The following is a 12,804-nucleotide window of genomic DNA, read 5'->3' as shown; positions in this document are numbered from 1 at the left end:
GCTGGAATCGAAATGCGACGACAGACTGGGCACGACACCCCGGTATGGGCAATCGACGGGGCCCGGACGCCCTTCATCAAGGCCCGCGGCGTCCCTGGCCCCTTCACCGCCGCCGATCTGGCCGTCGCGGCCGGGAAACCGCTGTTGCTGCGCCAGCCCTTTCCGGCCGCGGCGCTCGACGAAGTGATCCTCGGCTGTGTGATGCCCAGTCCGGCCGAAGCCAACATCGCGCGTGTCGTGTCCCTGCGCCTGGGCTGCGGCAACGGTGTCACCGCATGGACCGTGGGCCGGAACTGCGGCTCCGGCCTGCAGGCACTGGACGCCGCGCGGCAGCGCATCGCGTCCGGACAGGCCGACCTCGTGCTGGCCGGTGGTGTCGAAGCGATGAGTCAGGCCCCCGTGTCCGCAGGCCGCAATCTGCTGGCCTGGCTGGGACGCTGGCGGCAGACCCGGGGCTGGCGCCGCATACGCCTGCTGCCGCAGTTCCGATGGGTCATGCTGCAGCCGACGTTCGCGCTGCCGCGCGGCCTGACCGACCCGGTCACGGGGCTTTCGATGGGTCAGACGGCCGAGAACCTGGCCTTCCGCTTCGGCATCACCCGCGAGGCGATGGACGCGCTCGCACTCGCGAGTCACGGGCGCTTGGCCGCCGCGCAGGACGAACACCGCCTAGTCGAGGTGCAGACGATCTACGACGCGGCAGGGAACGCCTACACGCAGGACGATGGACTGCGCCGCGACACCGATGCGGCCCGGCTGGCCGCGCTGAAGCCGGCTTTCGAGGCTTACGGTCTCGTGTCGGCCGGCAACAGCGCGCAGGTCACCGATGGCGCTGCGTGGCTGTTGCTGGCATCGAACGCGGCCGTCGAACGCTACGGACTGCCGGTCCTCGGCCGCCTCGTCGATTGCCGTTGGGCCGGCGTCTCCCCGGCCGAGATGGGACTGGGGCCGGCGCATGCGGTACCGCCCTTGCTGGCCGCGCACGGGCTTACCCCGCAGGACATCGATTTCTGGGAAATCAACGAAGCGTTCGCGGCCCAGATCCTGGCGGTTCTGGCCGCCTGGCGCGATCGCGATTACTGCCGCGACGTGCTGGGCCTCACCGCGCCGTTCGGCGAAATCCCGACCGACCGGCTCAATGTCGACGGCGGCGCGATCGCGCTGGGCCACCCGGTCGGCGCCAGTGGCGCACGCATCGTGCTGCATCTGCTCGACGTGCTCCGCCGCAGCCACGCCCGGCGTGGCATCGCGGCGCTGTGCATCGGCGGCGGTCAGGGAGGAGCAATGCTGATCGAGCGGACGAGCGCGGGCAGCATGAAAGCCGCGGGAACGACCCGGACAACCGTTCGTCGCCGCACGGCACGCGGGGGTGGAGCATGAACTGGCGGATCGAACGCGATACACACAACGTGGCCTGGCTGCATCTGGATCAGGCCGGCTCCGGCACGAACGTGCTGTCGCAGCCGGTGCTGGCCGAGCTCGATGAAATCCTCACGGCACTGCGGGAGACATCGCCGACCGCGCTGATCCTGCTGTCGGACAAGCCGAACGGCTTCATCGCCGGGGCCGACATTCGGGAACTCGCCGCCTTGCAGAGTCCGGAAGCGGCGCGGGAGCTGATCGCGCGCGCCGATGCGATTCTGGCCCGGCTCGAAGGACTGGGTTGCCCGACCGTGGCGATGATCCACGGCTACTGCCTGGGTGGCGGTCTGGAGCTTGCGCTGGCCTGTCGCTACCGGATCGGCCGGGACGACACCGGGACGCGCCTCGGACTGCCGGAAGTGCGCCTCGGCATTCATCCCGGTCTCGGGGGGAGCGTGCGTCTGCCGCGCCTCATCGGCAGCTTGCCGGCACTGCGTCTGATGCTGGCGGGCCGGCTGGTCGGTGCCCGGGAGGCCTTGCGCCTCGGCCTGGTCGACCGCATCGCGCCGGAACGCGCGTGGCGGCGGGCTGCGCTCGACCTGGCACTGCGGCCTCCGCGGCCGCACCGAAAATCGTGGCTCGACCTGCCGCGTCCACTCCGCGGCATCGCGGCCGGATACATCAAACGACAGACGGCGGCGCGCGCGAATCCGGCGCACTATCCCGCGCCGGCGGCGCTGATCGATGTCTGGGCGCGTGAGCCGGCGAACTTGACCGCGGCGCTGGCAGCCGAAGCGCACTCGATGGCCGACCTGCTGTTCACGCCGACAGCGCGGAATCTGATGCGGCTGTTTACGCTGGAAACCCGCCTCAAGGCCTATGCGAAGGGCAGTGCTTCCGGGGTGCATCACGTGCACGTGATCGGCGCCGGCACGATGGGCGCTGCCATCGCCGCGTGGACGGCGCTCCGCGGCTACACGGTCAGCTTGTCGGACCAGAATCCGGCCGCGCTGGGACGCGCCGTCCGCGAAGCCGGCGAGTTGTTCACGGCAAAACTGCGGACCGAAGTTGAACGCACCGCCGCGTGGGACCGGCTGATTCCCGATGCGGCCCAGGCCGGACTCGCGCGCGCCGATCTGGTCATCGAGGCGATCGTCGAGAATGCCGACGCGAAACGCAGCCTTTTTGCGGCCGTCGAAAGCCGGCTCAAACCCGACGCAATGCTCGCCAGCAACACCTCGGCGATCCCGCTGGCGATGATCGGGTCGGCGCTGAGGGATCCCTCGCGGCTCGTCGGCATGCATTTCTTCAACCCGGTCAGCCGAGTGCGGCTGATCGAGGTGGTCTCGGGCGCACACACCCGCGAGGACGTGCGCCAGCGCGCGCTCGCCTTCGCGCTGGCCATCGACCGTCTGCCCCTGCCGGTCCGGAGCAGCCCCGGCTTCGTCGTGAACCGCTGCCTGCTACCGTATCTGATGGAGGCCGTGCTACTCGAGTCGGAAGGCATTCCAGCGACGCTGATCGACAATGCGGCCACCGCTTTCGGCATGCCGATGGGACCGCTGGCGCTGGGCGACCTCGTCGGTCTGGATGTATGCCTGGACGTGATCCGTGAGCTGTTTCCGGCGCGCGTCCCGGCCCGACTGCAGGCGCTGGTCGAGGCCGGCAAGAAGGGGCTCAAGAACGGCGAGGGCTTCTACCGGTACCGCGGCGGCCGGCCGGTGCGGAGCGACTCCCGTCCCGAATCGCCACCGGACGACCTGACCGATCGCCTCGTGCTGCCGATGCTCAACGAGGCCGTCGCGGTGCTGAGCGAAGGGCTGGTCGGCGATGCCGACGATATCGACGCAGGCATGGTCTTCGGTGCCGGCGTGATTCCCCACCGGGGGGGACCGATGCAGTATCTGCGACAACGCGGCGAGAACGACGTGCGGCAAACCCTGGAACGGCTGGCCGCCGTGCATGGGGAACGCTTCTCACCGCATCCGGCACTGGCACGGTCGTGAGCGTAAGCAGCATGACCGAACCCCTCGACGCCCGTGTCACGGTGGTTTCCGACGCGATTCCGGCCCAAACCGCCGGCACGCTAACGGGACTGCTGCGGGAACGCGCAGCCCGCACGCCCGATGCGATCGCCTACCGGTGGTTCGACGATGACGCCGGCCTGTGGCGCGCCATCGACTGGCACAGCGTCGTCCGGGAAACGGCCCGCCGCCAGACCGTGCTGCAAGCGGAAGGCTTGCGGGTCGGCGACCGAATCGTCACGCTGCTCCCGAACGGGTTGGAATGGGTCTTGTTCGATCAGGCCGCACTGGGCATCGGCCTCGTCACCGTGCCACTGCCTCCAAAGAGCTCGCGGGATTTCGTCCGCTGGGCGGTGGAACGCGTGGATGGGCGGCTGCTGCTGGTCAATGCCGCGCAATGGACCCGCCTGTCGGAACTGCGGCATCGGCTGCCGCCCGTGCTGTGCGTGGGCACGCCGCCCGACGAGACGCTGCCGGTCAAGACGCTCGCCGAGCGGCTGCCGGATCACCCCCACCCATTGATCACGAGCGGGGGCCCGAACGATCTCGCGACGATCGTGTTCACATCGGGAACCACCGGACCGCCCAAGGGTGTCATGCTGAGCCACTGGAACCTGCTGTCGAACGCCGCGGCCGGGCTGATACGCGAAGTGGTTTTTCGCGACGACCTGTTCCTGTCGCTGCTGCCGCTGTTCCACACGCTCGAACGCACCGCCGGGTATTACCTGCCGCTGATGGCCGGTGCCGCCGTGGCCTTTGGCCGCGGTCCCGCGCGGCTTCGGGAGGACATGCAGGCGCTGTCCCCAACGATTCTCGTGACCGTGCCGCGCGTGCTGGAACGTATCGTCGACGCCCTGCGGTCCGGTGGCCCTGTCAGGCGCAGGCTGTTGGCACTGACCAGCCGCATTGGGTACGCGTGCTTCGAACACCGTCAGGGCCGGAGAGCGTATCCCACCGGCATGATACTCTGGCCGCTGCTGCGGGCACTGCTCCCGCGCCGGCTGCGGCGGACCTTCGGCGGTAGGCTGCGGCTGGTTGTCTGTGGCGGCGCCCCGCTCGCGGCGGATACCTCCCACACGCTGATCGGCCTGGAAGTCCCAATCATCCAGGGCTATGGCCTGACCGAAGCCTCGCCGGTCGTCAGTGTCAACGCCCTGAACGACAACGATCCGGACAGTGTCGGACGCCCACTGCCGGATACCGAGGTCAGGCTACGACCGGGCGGTGAGCTGCTGGTCAGAGGTCCCGGGGTGATGCAGGGCTACTGGCAGGAACCGGACGCCAGCGTTCGCGCCGTCGATCGGGACGGCTGGCTGCATACCGGCGACCTGGCCCGACTCATCGACGGCCGGATACATATCGTCGGCCGGATCAAGGACATCATCGTGTTGTCCACCGGCGAGAAGGTGCAGGCGGCGCAACTGGAACAGGCAATCACGGCCGATCCCCTGTTCGAACAGGCGCTGGTGCTCGGGGATAAGCAACCCTGCCTGGCGGCGCTCGTCGTACTGGCCAAGGAGGCGATCCCGCCGGTCACCACCCTGGCCGACCCGGCGGCCCCCGCAGCGCCTCCCGATCCAATCTGGCAGGACCACCTCATGGGGCGCCTGGCGCAACGACTGGCTGGATTCCCGGAGTACGCTCAGGTCCGCAAGGTCATCTGGCTCACTGAGCCGTGGACAGTGGAAAGCGACCTGCTAACCCACACGATGAAAGCGCGGAGGGACAAAATACTGGCCCGCTACCAGACGCTGATCGACCAGCTCTACGCATTACCCGACGGCAGTCAAGCCAAGCCTTCATCCGAGTTCGTCGACTCGCGGGCCCGGCGTAGCCGTCGGGCCCATCAGCGCTCCGACCCCGCCTCCGTGTAAGTCTTAACCAGGCCACACAAAGGCCGACCGGCCGATCAGCGCTCAGTCATGCAATGCGGTATCGGGGGCACAAGCCCCCGCGCCGCCAGAAACCCGTCGATGACACCCCAGGCGCCACCGATGTTTTCCATCAGTATGCCGTGGCGCGTCGCGGGCACGAAGGCAACCTGTTTATCCGAACTCCCGAGCCAGTCCAGCAACGGCTCCACACTGTCGGGAAGAACGATCGGATCGGCGTCGCCGTGGAGCAGCAACACCGGCTGGGCGATAGCGTCCGCGGAGCGCTCCAACTCGGCGATGAGTCGCCTCAGTTCGGCCAGGGCCCTAATCGGGACACGCCGATAATTGATGTGGGGATGCTCCGACGGATTGACCACGAATGGCTTCAGCCCGCCCGAACCCGAGCCCCAGCTGAGCAGTTCGTTGCCAGCTGCCACCAGCGGCACGAGCATCAGCACCGGGTTTCTGAACTTGACCGGCACCGCCACGGCGACCGCGGCACTGATCGTCTGCGGATGCCGCGCGGCGAGCAGGAGCCCAAGCGCACCACCCGTCGAGAACCCGACCACGACGATGCGGCTGCAGAAGGCGCCCAGAATACGCAGATTGCGCTCGACCGAGGCATACCAGTCCTGCCAGGAGCGCTGCTGGAGGTCCCGCGGCGAGGTCCCATGTCCCTTCAGGCGCACGCCCAGCACCGTGTAGCCGCGCCCCAGCAAGTAGTCACCATAAGCGGCGAGTTCAGCGGGACTGGCGAGCAACCCGTGAATCAGCAGGACTCCGAGATCGCCGGGCCGCTCCGGGAAGCGTAGAAACGGGGTGGCCTCAGCGGTCGCAGTCTCCTCGGCGTCTACGGCGGCATCGCGGGGCTGCGGGCGATGGTCCCGGCTCCATTGCAGCGCACGGCATTCGTCATCGAAGCACCACCGTGCAAGCGCCTGATCCGAGAGCCGATCACACTGCTCCCGGATCTCCGCCAGCATGGCGCCGACTTCCGGCAACGGCGCCACCTCGTTGGCGTACACTGCGATCAGATTCTCCATTCGGATCGCGTCGCGATCCTGCTCGGCGGCGACCTTGGGCAAGAACCGCAAGGTCTCGCCCTCCATGGCCAGCAGCCCCGCTGTCGTGGCCATGGCAAGGAAACCTTCGAAACGATCCCCCCGGCCTTGCAGCAGCCCTTCGTAGTCTTCCGGATTCAGCAGGCTGCGATGCAGATTGATGTGGGGGCAGGCCTGCAGGTTCTTGATCGCGACATACAGGGTCTTCAGGAAACAGCCCCGCTCGACTGACGTCTGTCCCGAGCGGACCGCCTGCATGATCAGTGCCGACGCCAGGTGACTAAGATTGATCGTCGTGGAGCGGTAGATGTCCGCCATGTATCGGTCGCGGATGACGGCTGCGTACTCCTTGAAGCGGCGCGTCACCAGGCGCGCAACCAGCCCCCTCGGCGCCTCGAAGCCTTCGAACACTTCGTCGAGGCTGACGGGTGCCGGGCGCGGCATGTCGGCCAGCCATGCCGGTCGGCGGAAAGCGGCGTCATCGACGATGATCGGCGGCGCGAGACACAAGTCCATGTCGGTGTCCCGCAGCAGGATGTTGCCCTCGATAGTCAGCTCCTCGACCTGCCGCAGACTCAGACCCTGCGAGAACAACTCGACCAACTGCCGCAGCCAGTTGTCGGACGAACGGATCGGATAGAACGTGATGCTCCCGGGCACGATCGAGGTCGGCTTCATCGCGACCGCCAGCAAGGATCCGATGCCGTCGAGCTTCAGGTCGTCGCTCCACCGGGCCAGCAGTTCATGCTGCCGCCGCGCGTAGGCAGTGCGGATCGCCGCCTTGAACGCCTCGATACCCTGGGCCAGAACGGCCGGCCCGGTGTGCTGTTTGCGGTAGCGTCCGGTCGACTGCGAATAGATGCGGTAGTGGCCACGGCTGTCTACGACCCGGCGGTCCTTGACCATGCCGCCCTCCGGAAAGATCACGACCTTGCACCCCCTCAACACCTGCGTGGCGAGCAGCGGAAACAGGCGCGGATGATCGGTAGGCACGACGCCGACCCGGCTCAGGTAACGGCACAGCAGATCATCGTCCCGGAAGAATTGCGGAGCGGCAACGGCACAACTCAATGCGCCGGTCGCCTCGTAAATCAGATACTGGGGAATGAAGGTTTCGAAGCGCGAGAAATGGTTGAAAACAAAAATGTCACCGGGCCCAAGCCGGTCTTTCCCACGCAGTTGGATATCGACACGCAGGAATTTTCGGATGACCCGAAACACCCGCGCCGACCAGTCATAGAGGCCGGTGTCGATCGCGTAGTCTTCGGGCGAAGCGTATGCCGGACGGGATACCATCGCAGACCCTCATCGCGTGGGGCACGCGCGAAGCGGTTACGCTCATTAGACTGCAAAACGCGCTTCGCGTTTAGCGCTCCCGCCGGCGCTCGACGGCGGTCACGCGGCGCACAGGCACCCTTCTGCCCAGGTGCACAGGCTATATGCAGCGCACAGGCAAGCGAGTGACGGTACGCAGGACCGGGCCTGGCTGTTCCCTTTGACAGTCGGCGATCGGGGGACTGGCTCCGACGGGAGTTTATCTCGCGCTCGCTTTCCAACGACCCGGCCGGCCGGGTAACATCGCGATTCATGCGGGACGCGCCGATGCAAAGACCCGTGACCGGAGTAGGGAACAAGACGCTATGACAAGAATACCCCAGGGATTTCACGCCTCGTCGGGCATCCGGTTGAGCGCTGCACTGCTGGTGTTCGCGGCGCTACTGTCCGGTTGCGGCGACATCTACCTGGATGCGCCCCGCGGCGCGCAGGTGAACTTGATGCCGGCCAAGAAGCCGGCGCAGATCCGCGACGAACAGGTCGTCTGGTTCAAGTGGTGGGGGAACGAACCCTTCCACGAGCCCGAGACCCATGCCGCGACGATCATCGAACGTTACCACCTGACGGAGGCCCGGATCCGCATGGTCAATACCTTCGCGGACGGGTTCATCAGTTTCTTCAGCGGCCCCGTCGGGTTTCCGCGGCGCACGCTGGTCGTCGAGGGAAATCCCGGACCGACGTCCGCAGCGACACCGACCGCCAAGGAGTAGCACGATGCGTCCGATGTCCCGCTGTTCCTATCGAAACCTGCGGCGTGCCGGCATGCTGACGGCCCTCGCGATGGCCTTGAACGGTTGTTTCGTGACACGACTGGAGGCGCCGGACAACCAGACGGTCCGGTTGCTCGCCAAGGATGAACTCGCTCGCTACCGAACCGAGTACAAGAACTTCTACCTGCTCTACGGGGCGTTGCCGTTATGGCCGGTACAGCCGTCGGAGATCATCGCCAAGGAACACCTGGTCGAGGCGCGGGCACAAACCCGTGATACCGTTTCGGACGGGGTCATCACGGCGATCAGCATGCTGTTCCCGATCTCGGTCTTCACCCAGCACGTGGTGGTCGAGGGTAACCGCGCCGGCGATCTGGCCCGCGACCGGCTCATGCGCCACGATCTGGATCAACTCAAGCCGGGAGCCACCCCCAAACCGGGGACCCTCAGTCCGGCACAGCCGGTGCCTTCCACGCCGGTGCGAAACTGATGCCCTGGCTCAACTCGGCGGGCGGCGACCCGCTTCGGACGGCAGGCTTTCGACATGCAGGGTCTGCGTCGGAAAGGCGAAGCGGACGCCATGGGTTTCCGCGAGACGCAGGATCGCCAGCAGCACCTGCTGGCGTTCCGCCAACTCGGCCGCTCGGTCCGGCGCGCGAACGAGGAACTTGACGAGGACATCCAGGCTGTTCGGGCCGTAGTCGAAGAAGGCGACCTGCACCGAGTCCTTGCGAACGCCTGGATGCTCCTGCAGCAGCTGTCGGACCCCGGCGACAAAGGTTTCCAGTTGCTCAGGTGTCGTGTCGTAGGTCAGCCCGAGGACGGTCTTGACCTCGCGGTGCCGGCGGCGGTCGTGGTTGTCGATCGTGCTGCTGACGAGTTCGCTGCTCGGAATCGTCACGAGTGAGTCGTAAGCGGTACGGATCCGCGTGCTGCGAAAACCGACGTCCTCGACCGTCCCCTCGACGCCATCGACCTTAATCCACTGACCGATCGAGAACGGCTTCTCCAGCATGATGATCACGGAACCGAGGAGATTCGCCAGCGTCTGCTGTCCGGCCAGCGCGACGGCCAGACCGCCGACACCGAGTCCGGCCACCACCGAATAGGCCGGCAGCCCGATCTGGTCCGCGCCCACGATCAGGATCGCGATCGCGGCAATGATCGTCAGCAGGCGCAGGCCCAGCCGGATCAATTGACTGTCGATGCTGCTGGAGCGTAGACGCTCGACCGCGATGACCCCCTCGGCGATCGCCGAGCCGAGGACCCAGACGAGCCAGGTGGCGCCAAGGAAGAACAGTGTCCACAGGGACAGGGTCAGCGCCTTGCCGACGAACCCGGACACCTTGAACACCTCGTCGAGTACCACGGCCGCGGCCGGAGTGACCAGCATCAACGTGATCGGGCGCAGCAGACTGCTCCAGTTGGCGCCGCGCCCTCCGGCATGTCGCCACCGGTGGCGAAGCCGGTAGGACAGTCGAAAGAACATCAGCCCGATGCCGAGCACGACCACGATGCCCGCCCAGCGCCAAAGCGGCTGTTCGAGGAATGGCGACAAGGCCCATTCCGGCAGGGCGAGAAACCAGCGCGGCGGGACCCAGGGTTCCAGTGCCAGGGCCAGACCGGTCGGGCTGTAGGCCGTAAGGCCGTACAGCCCCTCCGAACTGCCGGGCTTGTAGGGCAGGTGCTCGATCCGTTCGTAGAACTCGGGAATGCGGCTGACCGTTTCCGGACCGAACAGATACTCACCGGCCCTGATCCCGGTTTCGATGCGCTTAATGCGAATCTCGGTCCCAGGGAGGGTCCAGCGCTTGAACTCGGCGTTCGCCATCGCGGCGGCATCCGGGATCGATTCAAAGGGCGGTATAGGGATGCGGTCCAGGACTTCCTTCAACTGGATCGTGAGTCGATGCGCCGACTGCGTGACCGTGGCCGGCGGCAGGCTGCTGAAATCGAGCGCCCGCTCGGCCAGCCGCAACATGTTCTGTCCCAGACGGATGGTCGCCATTTCCTCCGGAGTTGGAAACAGCCGGGGCGACGCCAGGTAGGCGCGCACGACCATGTAGCCGTCCGCGTACGAGCGGTTCATGAAATCGATGAAGCTGTGCAGCGTCGCCCGCGGGCTGGAGGTATCCACAGATGACAGCGGATACCGGTCGACATCCGGAAAGTCCTGCGCACGCACGATCCCGCAGGCACTGACCAGGAGCCACAACCACACGGCCCAGCGCACGCCGCGCCGGCGATGGTGCGATGCAGAGGAATGCTTCATGAAGGGCCTCGATGACGAGAAACGCAAGACTCTAACGCAAGGGAATCGTCAACGCCGGTGAAATGGATTTCGCGGCACCCGCCTGCAAGCGGAACAACTGCGTCAGCAGCATGAAGGTGGATTTCGACTCCAGGTCGTTGTCGGCGATGTAAAACCAGTGTCCGCGATACGGGATGGATAGAAAGGCGAGGTCCGGGCGGTCCTCGCTTTGCCGGATGTGGAACAGTTTGCCGCCCAGCGTGTGCCGCCAGTCGAATTCAGCGCCGGCCGGGCCGCGCGTCACCGTCACCAGCCCGGCCGACTTGTGGGACAACGGCGCATCGACACTGTGCGACAGCAGGAAAAAGATGCTCATCAGGGACCGTGTGCGGATCGAGACCGTGTCCGGGTCGTGCCGCAGAAATTCGCCGCTGAGGCGGTAATTCTCGAGCGTCGGATCCAGGCCGAGCAGTTGTTTGATCTCCCGAATCGTGTCGGCGTGTTTCGCGTCGGACCGGATTTCCAGCCGGGGCTCTTTGCCCTCCGAGTCGAGACGAGGGATGATCAGTTGCTGGCCGCGGACCTCGTCCAGCAGGCGCATGAGCCGCCGGAAACCACCGTCGTGCTCGGGTGCCAGATCGGGCGTAGGACCGGACGCGGACGGCGCGTTCTCGAGTCCGTTGATCCGCTCCACGCACAGGCCGAATACCCGCCGCGGGTTCCAGCCGGACTCCGCCAAGGCGAACAAGGCTTCCAGCGGGATCGGACTCAGCACGCTCTTGACGAAGCTCTCCCCTTGCAGCGGCGCATAGGAGATGGTTGGCTGCGTCGAATAGCCGGCGCTGGCGCTGAGTTGCAGGATGTCGCTCGCACTGCCGCTGAGCCCAAAAGCGGTCTGATCCAGACCGCCGGTCATTTCCAGCTTCAGCGTCGCGGCCACATTCGAGACATCGAGAAAATATGTCGGATCGCGGTAGCGCAGACGCACCAGGTTCTGCACGAACTGCTCGTTCATGCTCGCGTTGATCGCCTCGTTATAGAGAGGGTGCGTACCTTTCAGCCCGTCGGGGCCGAACGAATGACAACCGTCGAGCAGTACCGCGATCGTCATGAACAGCAGTGGTTGTCGCTTCACGAACACAGGGGCCATCCGGACTGGCAAAAGATGAGCGATGGTCAGGGGCCGGCGGCCGTGCCGTCTGCCGCGGCCCGGATCCGCTGCGAAAAATCCGGAGACTGGTCGGCCGCCTGGGCCGCGGCATTGATATGAGCGCGCTGCATCAGTTGCTCGAACGGAATGCTTGAGTCGAGACGACCGTTTTCGTAGGCATATTCGGGCGCATGGCCGCTGGCGAGAATCTTCCATGAGTACGGAAGATGGCCGGGGTTCACGGCCGTGTGCGCCAGGATCATCGTCGTGCAGTTGGTGGTCAGCGTATTGTAGAAACGCGGATGATCTCGCAAGGTATTCATATCGCGCAAGTAATCCACGAAGATGCGGCGCGCATTCTCGATCGGCCCCGTGAGTCGGAACAGGTAGACCTGCTCCGGGGGATCCTTGCGGTAATTCGTTCTGACACGGATCAGGTCGCGCTCGTCGCCGGCGATATATACGAGTTCGTACTGACGGAAGAAGCCGGGTAGGGTCGCATAAGGTTTCGTGCGGTCCTTGCGCGCCTCTATCGAGACGGCCAGGTGTGCCTCGCCGAAGCCGAAGCTCAGGAACAAATGCGCGATGTCGGGCCCCATCCAGTACGAGGCCAACAGGTCGAGCCGGTCCAGACGTCGCAGGTCGAAGGTCCGGTCGTAATAGGCCGGCGTGAAGTCGGTTTCGCTGCGGTAGTCGAAATTCCGGATGTTGTGCACGGTCACTAGATCGCCATCGAAAGTCGCATACGGCAGCACGGCCACCTCCGGCTGCCAGTCGCGGTCATTGGAGGCCCGGGTGCCGAACCACAGTGCCAAGGCAACGGCGAACAGCGCTCCGCAGCCGCCCAGGGCCCACCAGCGGGTGCGACGCACGACCAGTGCACTGATCACCGCGCCGCTCAGCACGCCAAGAATACCGGCGGCGACGGTGCGCGCGGACTCCGGGCCCGGCGCCAGATAGTAGACCGCCAGAGTGCTCCAGATAAGCGCAATGGCCACGGCCAGGCCACACAGGACCCAGCCCACCGTCGTTGCCAC

General features: G+C 66.0%; 9 protein-coding genes. 5 read left to right on the top strand and 4 right to left on the bottom strand.

The genetic code is table 11. From position 1 onward, the window contains the following. The first annotated feature begins 12 nt into the window (after positions 1 to 12). Genes ACW73L_RS05900 through ACW73L_RS05890 form a run of 3 tightly spaced genes read left to right on the top strand, consistent with a single transcriptional unit; the run spans position 13 to position 5,260 of the window. A complete protein-coding gene (locus tag ACW73L_RS05900) occupies positions 13 to 1,380 on the top strand; it encodes an acetyl-CoA C-acetyltransferase (RefSeq protein WP_129883845.1) in 1,368 nt (455 codons plus the stop codon). Continuing rightward, the gene (locus tag ACW73L_RS05895; protein ID WP_498920660.1) at positions 1,377 to 3,368 is read left to right on the top strand and encodes a 3-hydroxyacyl-CoA dehydrogenase NAD-binding domain-containing protein; all 1,992 of its coding nucleotides are present in this window, start codon (positions 1,377 to 1,379) and stop codon (positions 3,366 to 3,368) included. The genes ACW73L_RS05900 and ACW73L_RS05895 overlap by 4 nt, the downstream gene beginning before the upstream one ends. Before the next feature lie 11 nt (positions 3,369 to 3,379). Beyond that, on the top strand, positions 3,380 to 5,260 hold the full coding sequence (locus ACW73L_RS05890; protein ID WP_498920658.1) for an AMP-dependent synthetase/ligase: 1,881 nt from the start codon (positions 3,380 to 3,382) through the stop codon (positions 5,258 to 5,260). Positions 5,261 to 5,295: 35 nt separating this feature from the next. On the opposite strand, the gene ACW73L_RS05885 is transcribed toward ACW73L_RS05890, so the two are convergent. Continuing rightward, positions 5,296 to 7,617, bottom strand: coding sequence for an alpha/beta fold hydrolase (locus tag ACW73L_RS05885; protein ID WP_498920656.1), 2,322 nt, complete (start codon positions 7,615 to 7,617; stop codon positions 5,296 to 5,298). Positions 7,618 to 7,961: 344 nt separating this feature from the next. On the opposite strand from ACW73L_RS05885, the gene ACW73L_RS05880 reads away from it, so the two are divergent. Further along, positions 7,962 to 8,366, top strand: a complete 405-nt coding sequence (locus ACW73L_RS05880; RefSeq protein WP_498920654.1) for a hypothetical protein — start codon at positions 7,962 to 7,964, stop codon at positions 8,364 to 8,366. A 4-nt stretch (positions 8,367 to 8,370) separates the two neighbouring features. Beyond that, the gene (locus ACW73L_RS05875; protein ID WP_498920653.1) at positions 8,371 to 8,856 is read left to right on the top strand and encodes a hypothetical protein; all 486 of its coding nucleotides are present in this window, start codon (positions 8,371 to 8,373) and stop codon (positions 8,854 to 8,856) included. Between the two features lie 9 nt (positions 8,857 to 8,865). Here the strand turns inward: ACW73L_RS05875 and ACW73L_RS05870 are convergent, their stop codons facing one another. The 3 genes from ACW73L_RS05870 to ACW73L_RS05860 are packed head-to-tail and all read right to left on the bottom strand — an operon-like array spanning position 8,866 to position 12,804. Then, a complete protein-coding gene (locus ACW73L_RS05870) occupies positions 8,866 to 10,638 on the bottom strand; it encodes a mechanosensitive ion channel family protein (protein ID WP_498920651.1) in 1,773 nt (590 codons plus the stop codon). A gap of 31 nt (positions 10,639 to 10,669) precedes the next feature. Further along, positions 10,670 to 11,752: a hypothetical protein gene (locus ACW73L_RS05865; RefSeq protein WP_498920649.1), complete on the bottom strand. Its 1,083-nt coding sequence runs from the start codon at positions 11,750 to 11,752 to the stop codon at positions 10,670 to 10,672. Positions 11,753 to 11,793: 41 nt separating this feature from the next. Next, a complete protein-coding gene (locus tag ACW73L_RS05860) occupies positions 11,794 to 12,804 on the bottom strand; it encodes an Lnb N-terminal periplasmic domain-containing protein (protein WP_498920647.1) in 1,011 nt (336 codons plus the stop codon).

This window comes from Methylolobus aquaticus, from assembly GCF_054172105.1.
The sequence above is the reverse complement of the archived record's forward strand: the minus strand, read 5'-3'. Positions and strand labels throughout refer to the sequence as shown.